Origin of the sequence: Flavivirga abyssicola, from assembly GCF_030540775.2 — a bacterium.
Lineage (GTDB): Bacteria > Bacteroidota > Bacteroidia > Flavobacteriales > Flavobacteriaceae > Flavivirga > Flavivirga abyssicola.
This window is the reverse complement of sequence record NZ_CP141266.1, coordinates 1066825-1085549: the sequence shown is the minus strand read 5'-3', so window position 1 is coordinate 1085549 and position 18725 is coordinate 1066825. Positions and strand designations below refer to the sequence as shown.

General features: G+C 31.9%; 18 protein-coding genes. 5 read left to right on the top strand and 13 right to left on the bottom strand.

Going from position 1 to position 18725, the window contains the following annotated elements; all coding sequences use genetic code 11:
• Window positions 1–206: 206 nt before the first annotated feature.
• Window positions 207–2165, top strand: a complete 1959-nt coding sequence (gene dnaG / locus Q4Q34_RS04310) for a DNA primase (protein ID WP_303318537.1) — start codon at window positions 207–209, stop codon at window positions 2163–2165.
• Here the strand turns inward: dnaG and Q4Q34_RS04305 are convergent.
• Both Q4Q34_RS04305 and nadE read right to left on the bottom strand, forming a co-directional pair.
• Entirely contained in the window at window positions 2160–2792 is a 633-nt protein-coding gene (locus Q4Q34_RS04305) for a response regulator (RefSeq protein ID WP_135877240.1), read from the bottom strand. The two genes, dnaG and Q4Q34_RS04305, sit on opposite strands and share 6 nt — an antisense overlap.
• A gap of 98 nt (window positions 2793–2890) precedes the next feature.
• A complete protein-coding gene (gene nadE / locus Q4Q34_RS04300; RefSeq protein ID WP_303318536.1) occupies window positions 2891–3679 on the bottom strand; it encodes an NAD(+) synthase in 789 nt (262 codons plus the stop codon).
• Window positions 3680–3771: 92 nt separating this feature from the next.
• On the opposite strand from nadE, the gene gldB reads away from it, so the two are divergent.
• Together gldB and gldC are read left to right on the top strand one after the other, a co-directional pair.
• Window positions 3772–4734, top strand: coding sequence for a gliding motility lipoprotein GldB (gene gldB, locus Q4Q34_RS04295; protein WP_303318535.1), 963 nt, complete (start codon window positions 3772–3774; stop codon window positions 4732–4734).
• Entirely contained in the window at window positions 4734–5072 is a 339-nt protein-coding gene (gene gldC, locus Q4Q34_RS04290) for a gliding motility protein GldC (RefSeq protein ID WP_303318534.1), read from the top strand. Before gldB ends, gldC begins: the two co-directional genes overlap by 1 nt.
• A gap of 72 nt (window positions 5073–5144) precedes the next feature.
• Here gldC and def read toward each other — a convergent pair whose 3' ends face one another.
• From def to Q4Q34_RS04235, 11 genes are all read right to left on the bottom strand, one after another.
• Window positions 5145–5783 (bottom strand): peptide deformylase, encoded by a 639-nt coding sequence (gene def / locus Q4Q34_RS04285; RefSeq protein ID WP_303318533.1) that lies wholly within the window; start codon window positions 5781–5783, stop codon window positions 5145–5147.
• A 31-nt stretch (window positions 5784–5814) separates the two neighbouring features.
• Complete coding sequence (gene rodA, locus Q4Q34_RS04280) at window positions 5815–7092, bottom strand: rod shape-determining protein RodA (protein ID WP_303318532.1); 1278 nt, start codon at window positions 7090–7092, stop codon at window positions 5815–5817.
• Between the two features lie 5 nt (window positions 7093–7097).
• Window positions 7098–9029, bottom strand: coding sequence for a penicillin-binding protein 2 (gene mrdA, locus Q4Q34_RS04275; RefSeq protein WP_303318531.1), 1932 nt, complete (start codon window positions 9027–9029; stop codon window positions 7098–7100).
• A complete protein-coding gene (locus tag Q4Q34_RS04270; protein WP_303318530.1) occupies window positions 9026–9532 on the bottom strand; it encodes a rod shape-determining protein MreD in 507 nt (168 codons plus the stop codon). The genes mrdA and Q4Q34_RS04270 overlap by 4 nt, the downstream gene beginning before the upstream one ends.
• Window positions 9525–10331 carry a rod shape-determining protein MreC gene (gene mreC / locus Q4Q34_RS04265; RefSeq protein WP_303318529.1) on the bottom strand — a complete coding sequence of 269 codons (807 nt, stop codon included), beginning with the start codon at window positions 10329–10331 and terminating at the stop codon, window positions 9525–9527. Before mreC ends, Q4Q34_RS04270 begins: the two co-directional genes overlap by 8 nt.
• A 17-nt stretch (window positions 10332–10348) precedes the next feature.
• A complete protein-coding gene (locus tag Q4Q34_RS04260; protein ID WP_135877250.1) occupies window positions 10349–11377 on the bottom strand; it encodes a rod shape-determining protein in 1029 nt (342 codons plus the stop codon).
• A 162-nt stretch (window positions 11378–11539) separates the two neighbouring features.
• The gene (gene purH, locus Q4Q34_RS04255) at window positions 11540–13072 is read right to left on the bottom strand and encodes a bifunctional phosphoribosylaminoimidazolecarboxamide formyltransferase/IMP cyclohydrolase (RefSeq protein ID WP_303318616.1); all 1533 of its coding nucleotides are present in this window, start codon (window positions 13070–13072) and stop codon (window positions 11540–11542) included.
• 220 nt (window positions 13073–13292) lie between these two features.
• Entirely contained in the window at window positions 13293–14045 is a 753-nt protein-coding gene (locus tag Q4Q34_RS04250; protein ID WP_303318528.1) for a LytR/AlgR family response regulator transcription factor, read from the bottom strand.
• Between the two features lie 3 nt (window positions 14046–14048).
• Window positions 14049–14825 (bottom strand): sensor histidine kinase, encoded by a 777-nt coding sequence (locus tag Q4Q34_RS04245; RefSeq protein WP_330444586.1) that lies wholly within the window; start codon window positions 14823–14825, stop codon window positions 14049–14051.
• A 375-nt stretch (window positions 14826–15200) separates the two neighbouring features.
• Window positions 15201–16862, bottom strand: coding sequence for an SUMF1/EgtB/PvdO family nonheme iron enzyme (locus Q4Q34_RS04240; RefSeq protein WP_303318526.1), 1662 nt, complete (start codon window positions 16860–16862; stop codon window positions 15201–15203).
• Window positions 16863–17159: 297 nt separating this feature from the next.
• Complete coding sequence (locus Q4Q34_RS04235; protein ID WP_303318525.1) at window positions 17160–17618, bottom strand: GAF domain-containing protein; 459 nt, start codon at window positions 17616–17618, stop codon at window positions 17160–17162.
• Between the two features lie 94 nt (window positions 17619–17712).
• On the opposite strand from Q4Q34_RS04235, the gene xrtF reads away from it, so the two are divergent.
• Both xrtF and Q4Q34_RS04225 read left to right on the top strand, forming a co-directional pair.
• A complete protein-coding gene (gene xrtF / locus Q4Q34_RS04230; protein WP_303318524.1) occupies window positions 17713–18264 on the top strand; it encodes an exosortase family protein XrtF in 552 nt (183 codons plus the stop codon).
• Complete coding sequence (locus Q4Q34_RS04225) at window positions 18257–18685, top strand: exosortase F system-associated membrane protein (protein ID WP_303318523.1); 429 nt, start codon at window positions 18257–18259, stop codon at window positions 18683–18685. Before xrtF ends, Q4Q34_RS04225 begins: the two co-directional genes overlap by 8 nt.
• The last annotated feature ends 40 nt before the right edge of the window (window positions 18686–18725 follow it).

Sequence of the window (18725 nt, the reverse complement as noted above, 5' to 3'; positions counted from 1 at the left end):
CATTAAAAAGATAAAAATTCGTATTAGTAGCAATATAGTTAGGATTAGTAAATTGTCAAATAAATTTTTGATTTTTTGAAATGATGAGTTGCCATTGAGTTTTTAATATTAATAGTTTGTATTACTTTTACGTGGTGGTTCCTAAAAAAGGCAAAAATCCATTTTAATTAAAAAAAACACCTGTTTTACAGGTATGATAAGATAATTTGATATCAGCAACAACTATAGACCAAGTATTTGAAGCTTCTCGTGTAGAGGAAGTTATTGGTGATTTTGTGAATCTTAAAAAGGCTGGAACTAATTTTAAAGGTTTAAGCCCTTTTAGTGATGAACGTTCACCAAGTTTTATGGTGTCGCCTGTAAAACAAATATGGAAAGACTTTTCGACAGGAAAAGGAGGAACTGCTGTGTCATTTTTAATGGAACACGAACATTTTACATATCCGGAAGCCATAAAATACCTCGCTAAGAAATACAATATTGAAATAGAGGAAACCGAACAATCTAACGAGCAAAAAGAACAAGCAAACGAGCGCGAAAGTTTGTATTTAGTGAGTGAGTTTGCAAATACATATTTTCAAAGCATACTTCATAAAACAGACCAAGGAAAATCGATTGGATTAAGCTATTTTAAAGAGCGTGGATTTACTCAGGAAACCATAAAGAAATTTGATTTAGGATATTCGCTTGATGAATGGCAAGCCTTTACAGACGAAGCTTTAAAACAAGGTTATAATATTGATTATTTACAAAAAACGGGACTCACTATTGTAAAAGAAGACAAACGTTTTGATCGATTTAAAGGCCGTGTTATGTTTCCTATTAAAAGTATGAGTGGCCGTGTTTTGGGATTTGGTGGGCGTATATTAACGAATGATAAGAAAGCGGCTAAATATCTAAACTCTCCCGAAAGTGATATTTACCATAAAAGTAACGTGCTATATGGTATTTATCATGCCAAACAAGGTATTGCTAAAGAAAATAATTGTTATTTAGTTGAAGGCTATACAGATGTTATTCAATTTCATCAAACAGGCGTGAAAAATGTAGTATCCTCATCTGGAACGGCATTAACATCCGAGCAAATTAGGCTTATAAACAGGCTAACAAAAAACATCACAGTACTTTTTGATGGTGATGCTGCTGGTATGCGTGCTTCATTACGAGGTATAGACCTTATTCTAGAGCAAGGTATGAATGTAAAAGTTTGTACTTTTCCTGAAGGTGAAGACCCAGATAGTTTTGCAAAACAAAACACACTGGAAGAACTTACTTCGTATTTAGATGAGAATTCCAAAGACTTTATTCAATTTAAAGCCTCTGTTTTATTTGAAGAGTCAAAAAATGATCCTATTAAAAAGGCCGATACCGTTAGAGATATTGTAAATAGCATTTCTAAAATACCGGATCAAATAAAAAAAGAAATTTATATTCAGGAGTGTGCCAGAATAATGGATATTAGTGAAGACGTTTTGTTTAGTACACTAGCTCAAATTAATAAAAAGGAGTTTCAAGAAGAAAATAAGCAGTTTAAAAAAGATCAAAAAGCATTTGAGGTTATCAAACATCAGGAACCTATAAAGAAAGTTGATGTACAGTATGTGTTAGAACGAAAGATTATTGAAGTTCTATTACTCTATGGAAATAAAGTAGAAGATTTTGAGGATTTAGTTTTAAAAGAAAATGATAAAGGTGAATTGATTTTAGAACCAGTAATTCATCAAGCGAAGGTCTTCGAAAAAATATTTCTAGACCTTCAAGATGATGAAATGGAATTTTCTAATGCACAATTTAAAAATCTGTATTACAGTATTATAGATGCACTAAATCAAAATCCGCATTTTGAACTTAAATCGTTTATAAATACAGTTGATAACCAAACATCTAATGAAATCACATCTATTTTAATGGAAGATGAGCGTTACACATTAGATGACTGGAAACGCATGAATATTTTTCCTAAAGAAAAAACACAAAGTATTGCACAATTGGTTAGCGAAACGATTTTAAGCTTAAGATGCTTTTTAATAGACCAAAAAGTTAAGGAATTTCAGCAAGAAACATTACAAAGAAAAAACGATGTAAATAGAAATATTCTTGAAGAAGTCAAAGACTATTCTGGCTTAAAAATGCTACTCTCTAGAAAATTAAGTCGTGTGCTATAGTAATTGCTCACTTAGTTTGGCTTGATTAACCAAATCAACTAAGTTAGTAACTTTTAACTTACGCATTAATCTTGCTTTGTAAGTACTAACCGTTTTTTCGTTAATGTCCAACTCTTTGGAAATTTCTTTGTTTTTTCTACCTACAGTTAAAAGTTTTAACACTTCGGCTTCTCTAGTAGAGAGTTTTTTGTAAAAAGTACCACTTTTATTAACTCTATTTCCAAATGCTAATTGTTGAGTTAATTCGTTACTTAAATGAATCCCTCCATCGTGTACTTTTAATATCGCCTCGTTAATACTGATAACATTTACAGATTTATTTAAATATCCAGAAGCACCAGCTTTGATGGCGTTTATGGCATAAACTTCTTCCGGTTGACCACTAAAAATTATGGTTTTAATGTCCGGATAGTCGTTCTTTAAATAACGTAAAACAGTTAACCCATTTAGCTTTGGGAAATCTGCTTCGGTTAAAATAATGTCTACAGGGTTTTTTTTAATAAATTCCAAGATGGCCTCGCCATCTTCAACGCTTCCTACAATTTTAATGTTGGGAGATGCAGAAAACAGAACCTCAAGCCCCTTTCTTGTGATCGGGTGGTTGTCTGCTATTAATAATTTTATCATAATTAAAGCTTTTATAATATTCAGTTAGAGATTAGTATTATAATTGAGAGAGTAAGCTTGCCGTAAATGTAGTGATTTTTTGAATAACCTACAAAATCCTACATTAAATAGTTGGGAATGTTGCAGATAGGTATAGGAATCATCTTATGTTTATTTGCTGTATTGAAACGTTTGTAGATTTTAAAAACATCTAATTCTCTGCCAGAAAAGTCATTTGCATTTTTGCCTTCATCGTCCATTTTCATTGCCCATTCTAGCTCTGGATAAGACGCGCCTATTTGGTCTTCATCGCTTCTGGCATCACCAAATAAGCCATCGCTAGGTGCCGCTTGTATAATAGACTCAGGTACTTGTAGATAGCTTCCTATTTTATAGACTTCAGATTTTACCAAATCAGCGATTGGACTTAAATCAACACCGCCATCACCATATTTAGTGTAAAAACCAACACCAAAGTCTTCTACTTTATTTCCTGTACCAGCCACTAATAATTTATAAAGTCCTGCGTAATAGTAAAGTGTTGTCATTCGTAATCGTGCTCTAGTATTAGCCAGAGCCATATCTATTGTCGCTTGATCCCCATCAAAAAACACTTCAGTTTTAAATGCTTCAAAAACGGGGGTTAAATTAGTACGCGTATCACTTACATTATCAAATCGATTTTTTAGTTGTGTTATATGTTCTTGTGCTCTAGTTACATGACTTTCAGCTTGATGAATAGGCATTTCAATGCATAGCACGTTAAGGCCTGTTTTTGCGCATAAGGTTGAGGTTACGGCAGAATCTATACCGCCCGAAATACCTATTACAAAACCATTAACACCTGCATTTGTTGCGTAATCTTTTAACCAGTTAACTATATAATCTACAACTTTTTCTGTTTGCATTTTAAATGAATTTAAATCTAAGAATAGTACCTTTGCAAACAAAAATAAACGAATCACCCAATTAATAAAAATTTATGTCGTGTAAGTTTTATATGAAGAATTTATTATTGTGCTTAATAATAATAGTTGTAGTTATTTCTTGTAAAAACGATAATGTTTTAGAAAATGAAATAGCTAGTATAAATACAGATATTGAAGTAGAACGTTTTGATTTATTATTTGCAAACACCACTCAGGAAAGTTTGCCAAAACTAAAGAAGGCATATCCTTTTATGTTTTCAGAAAAATATAAAGATTCGTTTTGGATTGCTAGAATAAAGGATACATTACAAGTAGCATTATTTAATGCTGTTAAAAAAGAATTTCAAAATTTTGAACAAACGGAGCTGGAAATAGAATCTTTATTTAATCATTTAAAGTATTATTTTCCAGAATTTACTCCACCAAGAGTTATTACCACAACAAGTAACGTAGATTATAGGAATAGAGTTATAATTACAGATACCATAGCTATATTGGCTTTGGACACATATTTAGGAGGCGAACATGAATTTTATAGTAGCATTCCGAAGTATATAAGTGAAAATTTAAAGAAGGAGCAAATTGTGGTTGATTTGGCAGAGGAATATGCAAAAAAATACATCTATCAAGGTGAAAATAAGACCTTGCTGGATGAAATGATATATTTTGGAAAATTGCTTTATTTTAAAGATGCTGTAATTCCTTTTAAAACAGATGCCGAACGTATTGGGTATTCACAGGAACAGCTAGATTGGGCCATTGCTAACGAGAGTTATATTTGGCGCTACTTTGTAGAACGTGAGTTGTTATTTAGCACGGATTCTAAACTACTAGGTAGATTTATAAACCCTGCACCGTTTTCTAAATTTTATTTAGAAGAAATTGATACCGATTCTCCAGGGCGATTGGGTCAATATACAGGTTGGCAAATTGTAAGAGCTTATATGGCACAAAATAAACTATCGTTAAAAGATATGCTAATTACTAGTCCTGAAGATATTTTTAATAATTCAAAATTTAAACCACGCAAATAATGTCTGAAAAAATGACTTCTAAAATAGAATTGAATGTAGAGCTTGATGCTAACAGAGTACCCGAAAAATTATATTGGACTGCACAAGATGGAGGCATAACAAATGAAGAAGCAAAAGCCATGATGCTTGCTGTTTGGGATTCTAAAGTACAGGAAACGCTCCGAATTGATTTATGGACAAAAGATATGCCTGTAGATGAAATGAAAGTGTTTTTTCATCAAACATTAGTTGCTATGAGTGATACGTTTAATAGAGCGACTCAAGATGAAAAAATGACCGCTACCATGAAGGATTTTTGCGATTATTTTGCTGAAAAGTTAGAGTTGAATAAGTCTTAAAGTTTGATAAATTTTCTTATCCAAGATTCTCGTTATTTACGTTTTAGTGGATAAAAATCGAAGAAATAATCTTTAGTTTGTTTTGGGTTTTTTAGCATCACGGATTTCTTTATCGAGATGATCTAAATACAAGATACCACTTAAATGATCTATTTCGTGCTGAAAAATAACTGATGTAAAACTTTTAATGGTTTCGGTTTTATGTTCTTCTTTCATAGTATCGTATTCAATAGTTATTGATTGGGCTCTACTATTTAATGTTTCTGTACGGTTAGGAATTGATAAACAACCTTCTTTAACCGTTTGTTTGTCTTCAGAGTATTTAATAATCTTTGGATTTAGATATACTTCAAAAGGAAAATTTTCTTTGTCAAAACGTTGTACCCAAATAATATTTTTTAAAATACCAACTTGAGGAGCTGCAATACCAACGCCCATAGACATACTATCTATAACTGTGGTATGTAGTCTTTTTATAAAAAGTTGTAATGCTTTATTGTTTGGGTCAGGTTTTATGTAGCTGCTTTTGGTTCTTAGTAAAAGAGAATCTTTTTTATTATTTATTTTAAAAACCCGCATAGGGGTTAAACTATCAGCACTATTAATACGTTTAATTTCATCAGAAGAAAAAGAATTCACTTCCATGTTTTTGGTACTAGAGCATCCCATAATACATGAAAGAATAAAAATTTCAAGAATTAATTTTTTCATAAGAGTGAAATAATTAAATGTCGATTATCGACTACCATTCATTAATTCTATTAGAATCTAATTTAATAAATATAAAAATTAGAATTGTAAATGCCCAAAGTCCTGATCCACCATAGCTAAATAGAGGTAAAGGAATGCCTATGGTAGGAATTAGCCCCATTACCATGCCTATATTGATTAGGAAATGAATAAATATAATAGAAGCAACACCATAACCATATACTCGACTAAATTGCGATTTTTGTAATTCAGCTAAATGTAGAATTCGTAACAAGAGTAAAACAAATAAAACAACTACAAATGAGCAGCCTAAGAATCCCCATTCTTCCCCAACGGTGCTAAAAATATAATCAGTGTGTTGTTCTGGTACGAACTTTCCAGTTGTTCTGGTTCCTTCCATAAACCCCTTCCCTGTAAAACCTCCTGAGCTAATTGCCTTTTCAGATTCGTTTAGATTGTAGGCAAAGGTTTTTTTCATCTGTTGTAATTTAACAGGATCTTTTTCCAGGCGTAGCCATAGACTTATTCTATCCTGTTGATGAGGCGGTATCACATTTTGATAAAAGAATTTTACTCCAAAAGACAACCCTACGGAGAGAAGTAAGGCGAATAAAGCCTGAAATAACGAAAACTTTTTCCTGTTTTTAAAATGATAACCTAAAATTAGAATTGAGCTAATTATTGAAGCAGTTAACGCCCCAAATTTCAATGCTAAGACTGATAATATAATGACCGATATACCTATAGAGAGGTAATATTTTGGTAATCCTTCTCTATACAATACGAAAAAGAATGCTCCGTAAACAATCGTACTTCCTGTGTCATTCTGTAATAAGACTAAAATAGCAGGTATGATGATAATTATAAAGGTTTGTATTTGGTCTTTAAAGCTATTAATATTTGTGTTTAGATCACTAATATGTTTGGCTACAGCAAGCGCAGTTGCCGTTTTTGCAAATTCACTGGGTTGTAAGGTCATCCCCCCAATAGCATACCATGATGTTGCACCGTTTACATTTTTTCCGAAGATAAAAAGGCCGATAAGGGATAGCATGGAAACTAAGTAAATAATGCTGGAAAAGCGTTCATAGAACTTTGCATCAATACCTAGCAAAAGGATTATTAAAACGAATGTTAAAAAAATAAATACGAGTTGTTTTCCATAAGAATGAGATAAATCAAAATAATCAATATCGCCTCCTGTGTGAGAAGCTGATAATATATTTAACCAACCAAACCCGACTAGCAGGAAAAAAAGGATAATAGTAGTCCAGTCAAATTTAAAATATTTGTTAGTTTCCCTAACCATCTAATTTATGGGTTTTGTATTTTTCTTAATCGCCGTTTAAGTTGTTTGTATTCGGAATCGTCAACAAGCTGTAATCTGGTCTGTTTATTTATTTTAAAAGGTTCTCCAGAATAGGGTTTCGCATATTCATCTTCCAAACTATGTCTTAAAATCCATTCCTCTAAGTCTTTTCTGGTAATCTCCCCTTTAACATGTTTTTCTATCATTAAACTAGCTATTTTTCCAGCAAAACGACTTCCCCAATAACCATTTTCAACAAAAACAGCAATCGCTATTTTAGGGTCATTTTTAGGAGCAAAAGCAACGAAAATAGAATGATCTGTAAGTTGTGTTTTTAAACTATCTATAATAGCAAAATTTTCTACAGTACCCGTTTTACCACAAATTTCGATATCTTTTACTTGTAATGACGCCGCAGTTCCTTTCTTATAAACTTGCAACATACCTTCAATTACAGGTTCAAAATGTGCTTTATCAACAGTGGTATACTTCGCTTTTGTAAAATTTTCGGGAAGTGTTTTGTCCTCAATAGACTTAATTATATGAGGTGTGTAGTAATAACCTCTATTGGCTATGGCTGCCACCATATTGGCTAATTGGATGGGCGTTGTGGCTACCTCCCCTTGCCCAATAGCATTGGATATGGTATAAGTAGAATAAAAAGTTTTAGGATATACGTGTTTGTAATAAGCTCTATTAGGAATTCTACCCTTTTGCCCAACAAATAAATCGTTGTTTAAAAAATTTCCTAATCCAAAGCTTTTAGCATGTTTGCTCCAGGTATCAATGCCAGTAGAAGCATTACCATCTTTGTCTAAAATTTTTCTATAGGTCGTCGCAAAATAGGCATTACAAGATTCTTGTATGCCAGAAACCATATTATTACGTTTACCAATATAACAGTGACATTTCATAAAACGGTTACCATATTTATAGCCGGCATAACAGGTAACTGTTTCATTTGGTGTTATAACCCCTTCTTGTAAACCAATTAAGGCATTCATTAATTTAAAAGGCGAACCAGGCTCATAAACCCCTTGGATACTTCTATTAAATAATGGTTTTGCTATAGAGTCTCTAATAAGTTTAGTGAAATTTTTAGATCGTTCTCTTCCAACCAAGATATTAGGATCATATGTTGGTGCTGCGACCATGGCTAATATTTCTCCTGAAGATGGTTCAATAGCAATAACACCACCACGTTTGTTTTGCATAAGTAGTTCGCCATACTCTTGCAGTTTAGAATCTATAGTAATGGTAATGTCTTTTCCTTGCTCTGGAATGGTATCAAACTTACCTGTTTTATAGGGGCCGATATTTCTATTAAATCTGTCTTTTTGAATAAACTTGATACCTTTTACACCTCGGAGTATTTTTTCATAAGAAGCCTCAACACCTTGTTTTCCTTTTAAATCTCCCATTCTATAATAGAGATCCCTTTTAAGGTCACTGGTGTTGACTTCTCCTATGTCTCCTAAAACATTAGCACCAATAGTTGTTTGATAATGTCTGAGCGATCTTTTTTGAATATAAAACCCTTTAAACTTTCGCATTTTTTCTTGCAAGGCAGCATAGTCTTCTTTAGATAGATGTGATAGAAAAACGGATGCTAATCTAGGGGAATAACGTCTGGCTTTGTTGTATGTTTTTATAAATTGCTCCTTATCAATTTTTAATAATGAACAAAACTCAAGCGTGTCTAATGGTTCTACTTCACGAGGAATTACCATAACGTCGTAAGAAGGTTGATTTGCGACTAAAAGTTTACCGTTTCTATCGTAAATAAACCCTCGTTTTGGATAATCATATACTTTTCTAATAGCATTATCATCAAATAAATCGTACTCATTTGAAGTATATATTTGAAGGTAAAAGAGTCTGGATAGAAATAAAAGACCAACAAATATTATAGAAGCGAAAAGTAAAAGCTGTCTCATTTAGATTTTCTACTAAAAATAATAGTTATTATAGTGCTTAATAAAATAGTGAATATACCTGAGAATAACGTTTTTTGAAGTACTAAAATTATTTTTGGCAGGCTAAATATTTCCAATGAAAACAAAATAATATGATGTAGACCTACAAGCAATGTGATATAAGTCATTTTAGAGCCAAATTCTACGGCTCCAAATTTCATATTATGGTGTTCGTACATGGTTCCAAAAGAAAACTTCAATATAACGGGTCTTACATAAGCGATAAATACACAAGCAGCTGCATGAATACCCCCAGAGTCCAAAAACATATCAACAATTAATCCTAATAAGAAACCAGATAGGATTATCATAACACGGTTGCTTTTTACTGGAAAAAAAGCAATGAATAAAATGTATGGATAAGGATTTATGTATCCCCAGAAATTAATATTATTAAATATTAAAACCTGTATTAATACTAATACAATAAAACGGACGCTATTTACAGAAAGTAAATTATTCATTTAGTAAATCTGTGATCTCAGGTTTATTAATATTCTCTATGATATAAACATGTTCCAGATTGGTCATGTCATTAAAAAGTTTCACATTAATCTCATAATAATTTTCGGCAGCATCAAGTTTGTAGTTTTCGACAATGCCTATATTTATGTCTTTGGGAAAGATAGAAGAACGCCCGGAAGTCACAATGGTGTCTCCAACCATAACATTAGCTATTTTTGGAATATCTGTAAGTTGAATAAATGCTGGGTTTTTAGCATCCCATTCTAAAGTTCCAAAGTGGTTATCTTTTTTAAGCTGCGCACTTATTGAACTGGTTGTGTTTAAAATAGATATTACGGTAGCATAATTACCGCTTGTTTTATCAATAATACCTACAATTCCTTGAGTTGTAATAACACCAAAATCCTGTTTTATGCTATCATTTGCACCTTTATTAATTAGAAGCACATTATCTGTTGCAGAATAATTATTTTTAATAACCTGAGCATTGGAAAAATAGTAGGGCTTTTTAAGGCTGTCCGGTATGTTCTCTTCTGTAACATTTTTTAAATTATACAAAAGTGATTTTAGACGCTTGTTTTCTTCTGATAAAAGTTTGTTTTGCGACTTTAGACTTAAATACGCACTAATATTATTTGCAGAATTGTAGATGCCCCCGGTTAGAAAGTTAGCCGAATTAATAAACTTACTTTTGTGATAGGAATGCGATTGAATGGTAAATAAGATTGAAAAAGAGAACAACAATAAGAACAACAGAAAGTTTTTGTTTCTTATTATGAAATTAATAATCTGCTGCATGATTTAATGGGGTGTCTCTATTTTATCAATACACTTTTGTATTTAGGTAAATTTTTAAGTGTAATACCAGTACCTCTTACTACGGCACGTAATGGATCTTCTGCTATGTAAACCGGAAGGTCTGTTTTTTGAGATAATCGCTTGTCTAAACCTCGTAGCATAGAACCTCCACCTGCTAAATAAATTCCGGTATTGTATATGTCTGCAGCTAATTCTGGCGGTGTTTGAGATAATGTTTCCATAACGGCATCCTCAATTCTTAAGATTGATTTATCTAAAGCTTTAGCTATTTCTCTATGCGAAATAGATACTTGTTTTGGTTTACCGGTTAATAAATCACGTCCTTGAACACTCATATCTTCTGGAGGTAATTCTAAATCTTCAGTTGCAGCACCTATTTGTATTTTTATTTTTTCGGCAGTACGTTCTCCAACATATAAGTTATGTTGCGTACGCATGTAGTAAACAATGTCATTTGTGAAAACATCACCCGCAATCTTCACAGATTTATCACAAACAATACCACCAAGAGCAATAACAGCAATTTCTGTAGTACCACCACCTATATCCACAACCATGTTTCCTTTGGGTTGCATGATGTCTACGCCAATACCAATAGCAGCTGCCATGGGTTCATGTATTAAATAAACTTCTTTACCATTAACACGTTCTGCACTTTCCTTTACCGCACGCATTTCTACTTCTGTAATTCCTGAAGGAATACATATAACCATACGAAGTGCTGGGGTGAAAAATTTCTTTTTTAAAGCAGGTATGTTTTTAATAAACATACTTATCATTTGCTCTGAAGCGTCAAAATCTGCAATTACACCATCTTTTAACGGGCGAATTGTTTTAATGTTTTCATGCGTTTTACCTTGCATTAAACTGGCTTCCTGACCTACATGAGTTATTTTCCCTGTAACTCTATCTCGTGCAACAATAGAAGGTGAATCAACAACAACTTTGTCGTTATGAATAATAAGTGTGTTTGCAGTTCCTAAATCTATTGCAATTTCTTCGGTTAAGAAGTCAAAAAAGCCCATGTGCTATTAAAAATTTAAGTGGTTTAAAAAACGAATCCCGTAAATGTAATAAAAGTTAATAAATATATGGGTTTTAAGCTTATCCAAATTTTACTAAAAAAATACCATAATCTAGTTATACGCTTTTTGTTACTTTTTAGATGCTTAAAACAGTATGTTTTTTTAGTGTTTAAAATGACGTGTACCTGTAAATACCATAGCCAGATTATTTTCATTACAGTAATCAATACTTAATTGGTCTTTTATAGAACCACCTGGTTGAATAACAGCAGTAATACCAGCATTTTTTGCAATTTCAACACAGTCTGGGAAAGGGAAAAAAGCATCACTTGCCATGGCAGCACCGTTTAAATCAAAATTAAATGAATTTGCTTTGTGAATAGCTTGTTCTAGAGCATCAACACGACTTGTTTGTCCTGTGCCACTAGCACATAATTGCTTGTTTTTTGCTAATACGATGGTGTTGGATTTTGTGTGCTTACAAATTTTTGAAGCAAATATTAAATCTTCCAACTCGCTATCATTAGGATTTGAATTTGTAACATTTGTTAGACCTTCTATAGTATCTGTTACACTATTTCTATCTTGAAGCAACACACCATTTAAACAACTTCTAACATTCATTTTTGGTAATTCTATATCATGAAGCGTTAGTATGATTCTATTCTTTTTACCTTGAAGAATAGTTAAAGCTTTAGCAGAGAAAGAAGGCGCAATAACAACTTCACAGAATAGTTTATGAATGTCGCCTGCTGTAGCAACGTCAATTTCGGTATTACTAATTAGCACACCTCCAAAAGCAGAGACAGGATCTCCTGCTAAAGCGTCAACATAGGCTTGGTGTAATGTATTACGTTGTGCTAAACCACACGCATTATTATGTTTTAAAATAGCAAATGTAGGCGCATCATTTTTAAATTCTGCCATTAAATTCACAGCAGCATCAACATCTAAAAGATTGTTATAACTTAATTCTTTACCATGAAGTTTCGTGAACAACTCATCAAAATTTCCAAAGAAAAACCCTTTTTGGTGTGGGTTTTCTCCATAACGTAATACTTTACCTTTAGTTTCACTGATTTTTAAAGCAGCTTCATTATGATCTTTGTTGAAGTAGTTAAAAATAGCAGTATCGTAATGTGAGGATACATTAAAGGCTTTACCGGCAAAACGTTTTCTGTCTTCCTCAGAAATAGCGCCGTTGTTTTCAGAAATTAAGTCTAAAAATTCAGCATAATCATCTACAGACGATACACAAATAACATCTGCATAATTTTTAGCAGCAGCACGAATTAACGAAATACCACCTATGTCTATTTTTTCAATAATATCTTGTGTACTAGCACCAGAAGCAACTGTTTTTTCAAACGGATATAAATCAACAATAACAACATCAATTTGAGGAATTTTATATTCAGCTAGCTCAGCAACATCACCATCATGACTTTGTCTGTTTAAAATACCTCCAAAAACTTTAGGGTGTAATGTTTTTACACGACCACCAAGAATAGAAGGATAAGACGTTATATCTTCAACAGGAACAACCTCTACACCTAAATCGTTTATAAATTTTTGAGTACCACCGGTAGAATAAATGGTAACACCCTGTTCATTTAATTTGTTTACGATAGGCTCTAATCCGTCTTTACTAAATACTGAGATTAATGCAGATTTAATTGTTTTTTCGTTGCTCATTAGTCGTTGTGTTATGGTTTTTAATTCCTGTTTTTCAGGGTTGAAATTTTTGCTGTATTTCAATGTTTTACATTGAAATTTGCAATAAAATGCAAAAGTAATTATTTCAACTAAAAAATGAGCCTAAGAATGCTTAAAAAGGGCATGTTTTTTTAACGAAAAAGGGAAGTTGTTAACAACTAATAAAAAATATGACTAAAATTCGAGTAAGAAATTAAAATCAACTCTCCAGCCATTTTTTAAAATCGTGTACTTTTTCACGACTAACTATTAAATCTTTGGATTTGTTTGAATTAAGCTTGACTAACAATCGGCTACTGGAATAGCTTATAATATCGGAAATAGCTGAAAATGAAACTAAGAATTTACGGTTGATTCTGAAAAATTTGACAGGATCTAATAAACTTTCCAATTGGTCAAGTGAATAACTGATAGCATAGTCACGTCCTGCATTAGTTTGAAGAAATGAATATTTTTCCATGCTGTAAAAACATTGCACATCATTAATTTTAAAAACTTTAATGTGCTCACCGACTTTAATCACAAATTTATTTTTATAATTCTTGGTAAGTGAATGTAAAATATTATCAAATACATGTGTAGGTATTTCTCTAGATGAAATATTTTCTTTGTATTTTTCAATTGCACTATTCAATTCACTTTGATCAATTGGCTTCAATAAATAATCAATGCTATTTACTTTAAATGCTTTAAGAGCATACTCATCATAAGCTGTAGTGAAAATTACTGGTGTTTTCACAATGGTTTGTTCAAATATCTCAAAGCTTAAACCATCAGCCAGTTGAATATCCATAAAAATTAAATCGGCTGTCGGATTTTCATTTAACCATTTAACAGTATTTTTAACCGACTGGATGGTGTTCAGGATTTCAATAGATGAATCATATTTCCTAATTAACCCTGATAATCTTTCGGCTGCTACTTTCTCGTCTTCGATAATTAAACAATTCATATGTTAAAGCTTGATTATAGGCAGTTTTACAATAAATTCACTATCCAATTCAATTACTTGTACAGGTTTGTTAGATAAATAAGTGTATCTTTTTTTAAGATTTTCGAGTCCTTGTGTTTTTTTGTTTGAAATAACTGTGTTTTTTGTTTGAATGTTGTTATTTGTCACTACAAAGCTTTCTTCAATACTGATATTGATTTTCAGAGGCATATCATCAGCAACGATGTTGTGTTTGATGGCATTTTCAACTAACATTTGCAGCCCTAATGGGGCAACCTGTATATTGCTTTTAGGAGGTAATGCCGAATGGAATATGAGAGCCTCTCTAAATCTCATTTTTGAAAGGAAAATATAATCTTTTACAAATTTCATTTCGTCATGAATTGAAACCAATTCTTTATCACTTTGCTCCAATACATACCTGTAAATATCCGAAAGTTTTTTTATAAAATCAGGGGCAAGTTTAGGCTTTTGTTCCACTATTCCGCTAAGTGTGTTTAAACTGTTGAAAAGAAAATGTGGATTTACTTGATTCTTCAATACTTCAAATTTGGATATCAGGTTTTCTCTTTTTAATTCTTCATTTTTTTCAATAGTCTTTTTCCAATGGTTTGCAAGTTGAGAGGAATAAAACATTGAAATTACAATCATATCTAATGAAAATACCATAAGTCCTTTTACAAATACATCAAATAATATTTCTTTACCAGCTATCCCCAACCAAAGGTCATAAATATATGGGATTAGTGGGCAAAATATTAACCCGAAAACAATGTACATCAACAAACTAATCGTATTTGCTTTTTTGGGGTTTTTGTTCCAATCAAGTTTTTTTTCTGTATAGTAACGAATTAACGAATGACCCAACCAAAAAGTAAAGCCGAATGCCCATCCAATTGAGGCATACTTTATAAAGAATAGGAATGATGAAAAGAGATTTGAGCCATGAATGAGTATCCCAACAATTGTTGAAGATACTAGTATAAAAACGATTGAAATAATGATTTCCCTTTTTCGTTTTTTGTCATTGATTGTTTTATAATGTCGAAGTTAAACTATTTTTTAATCGAAAAATACTTATTGTTAATTCCACTGTTCAGTATTACTGTATTTATTAGTGGGGTGTTTTTAAATTGTTAATCAATTACAGCCGTTTTACAGGTCTTTAACTATCCTAAAACTAATTCCAGCACCTCTGTTTCCTGGAGGAATACCTCCTCCGCGACAAGCTGATCGACTATTCCTTGTTGGTTCAAACCAGCCACCACCACGAGCTACTTTCAGTGTGCCGGTTTCTGGTCCTTTAGGATTCAATTTGTCTTCAATAATATATTTACCATACCAGTCACTACACCATTCCAACATATTACCGTGCATATCATATAATCCAAAGGCATTAGGAGAAAAACTACCTACAGGTATTGGTTTATTTCTATTTATGCCTTTTTCACAATTTTTATAAGGTTTTTTGCCATTAAAATTTGCCTGATTTGTTGTTAGACAATCGCCTGTATAAAAAGGGGTGATTGTATTTGCGCGGGTAGCATATTCAAATTCTGCTTCAGTTGGCAACCTGCATCCCATCCATTCGGCAAATGCCTGGGCGTTATACCAAGTTATTTGTGTTACAGAATTATTATCGTGCCTATATGGTCCATACCATGGCTTTTTTTTGTCTGTAGCCTTGCAAAATAAATTATATTGTTCAACAGTGATAGTATACTTACTCATTTTAAACGAATTTACAGTTACTTTGTGTTGTATTTCATCATTTTTTCTGCCATATTCAATTGTAGGGCTTCCCATAGTAAATGTTCCTCCTGGTATATCTACAAACTCAATATTAGGCTTACTAATAGATTGATTTACGGTATTTTCATTCGTCGAATTTTTAGGCTTTTGTTCACTTAAAAACGACCTTGTAATATGTATTTCGGGTGTATTATCGTATATTTCTTGTAATTTTCTTAGGTTTTTTGCATCAAGTGTTTTCATTAATTTACTAATGCTATTTAAAATTTCAATATGCTCATCAGCCAACTGGTTGTTGTTTTCAAAAGCATATTTTAGCATATTAGAATATTGATAGACCGTATATTCGGTTCCCAATATGAATGCCAAATCTGAATTAATTTTTGCTACTATTGAAAGATGTCCGGAATACTTTCCTGGAATACCAAATAAGTTTGGATCTATTTCTTTTTGTTGTAATTGTAGCCAGGCATCATTACTAAAATCAAATTTATCTTTGCTAAAATCGACCATATCCATACTAGGATCTACAAGCATCCATCTGTTTTCATTTTTATTCCATACTTCACAGATGACATGACTTACATGAAAATCAGGTATTAAGTATGTGGCATGACCTACACGGACTCTGGTCGGAATGCCACGATATTTTAATATGGATGCCAGTAAGATGGCATTTTGTCTGCAAGTTAATATCAAGCGGTCTCCTAGTTTTCGATTTTCTATTAACCCTTGTGGATCATATGACAAAAGTCCTTCTAAAATAGATTTTACTGTTGGATATTTTTCAGCTTCTTTCCATCTTTCTTTGGGAATTGAATCGCTATACTTTGGTAATTCCGCATAGGGGTGTATAAATTGTGATTTGATTAATTTACAAAGCTCAGGCAAAGAATCAGGGAGGTTTTTGTACAAATATGCATATTCTCCTGGATTGGTAAAAGAGCTATATTGACGATAGAAGTCTGGAACAGAGTCGTTTTCTGTAAATTTAACTTCTTGTTGAGAATTACTCCCAGTAATTGTTAGGATCGAAATCAGAATAATTAAAGCTGTATTTTTCATGCCATCAAGTTTTTGTTGATTAATATGATAAAACAAAGATGTGTTTTATAGGAAACCAAACATATTTTAAAATGATGGGTTGCTAAATTTTGTAGACGAGTTGGATATTAAAGTAGAAAAGTGGAGTTGAAAGATGTAACGCATTAGAATTAATGCATATAAACTTTTAGGTATCTGTGAAAAGATATGAAAAGTAAATTTATTCTCTGATTAGTACTTGGGTTAGATTAAATTATTATACAAACTATAGCACAAGTACTGCAAACGTTAGAATTTGTAATTTTATTTTTTGAGAATTTAAGAAAGAATCGTAGCCACTTGAGCGCAAACAAACTCTAAAAAACGTTCATCTGCTTCAGTAAAAGGGTCTGGAGTATTGGAGTCGATATCTATTTGGCCAATGTTTTCACCATTTACGAAAATTGGAATAACAATTTCGGCTTTAACAGTAATACTGCAAGCAATATAATTATCTTGAGCCGCTACATCTGGCACTACAAAATTTTCATTGCTAACTGCTACTTGTCCGCAAATACCTTTACCAAAAGGAATTACAGTATGGTCTGTAGGAGCTCCCACATAAGGGCCTAAATGTAACTCTTCTTTATTACCATTTCTAAAATAAAACCCCACCCAATTATAATAATCTATATGGTTTTCAAGGAGTTCGCAAATACTTAAAAGGCGTTCGTCTACAGTTCTTTCTGTGTTTAAAACAATAGTTTCTACTTGAGGTTTTAGGTCTTCAAAAATCATAAATTCAAAAGTTTTGGCAAAAGTATTTAAAAAGACGTAATTTCGATATCTTGTTTGCATAATTTTAACCTACTATAAATTAGTAAAAACGTTTTTGAAAACACTTTTTATAAAATACAAATCAGTTATAAAGTTCATCTTTACTTTCTTATTAGTTTATGTGTCTTTTTCTGTGATTTATAAATTGTATTTAGATGCCTCTGAGGGTTCGATATTTTACCCTGATTATATGACGCATTTAGTGTCTAGACAGAGTGAGGTATTATTGAGTGCTTTTGGGTATGACGCTCAAATGATACCACACCCAGAAGAAGCCTCTATGAAACTTATCGTAAATGGTAAGTATGTTGCTCGCATTATTGAAGGATGTAATTCAATAAGTGTTATCATACTATTTATGTCATTTATTATAGCTTTTTCAGGAAAATTAAAAACAACTTTTTTTTATATCCTTTCCGGTAGTGTTTTAATTTATGTCGTTAATTTGATGCGTATTGTAATAATATCTATAGGGCTTTATCACTATCCAGAGCAACAAGAAATTATGCATACAGTTGTCTTTCCCGGAATTATTTACGGTATGGTTTTTTTACTATGGATTTTTTGGGTGAATCGTTTTTCTAAATTAAAAAAGAAAGATGCCTAAGTTTGTTAAATACATATTACTGTTTTTGTTATTTGGGTTGCTGGTTTTAATTCGAGTTTATGAAGGTGAATTATTTTATGACCCTTATCTAACATTTTTTAAAAACGACTACCTGTATGTTGACAGCCCAAGGCGTGAAGTTTTAAAATTAGTAAGCTTTACAACATTACGATATTTATTAAACAGTGTTATTTCATTGGGTGTTTTGTATGTTTTTTTTAAAGATAAGAGTATCATTAAATTTTCAACGATCGTTTATTTGCTGGCCTATGTTATTTTGATATTAATTTATTTATACTTTGTTATAAACCCAAAACAGGAAGACTATTATCTGTTTTTTAACGTACGTCGTTTTTTAATTCAACCTATTATTTTACTCTTACTATTACCTGCCTTTTATTATCACAAACTCAAGAGTTAAGTGTTAATCATTTAATAAAAATATAATTTCAATTTCAATT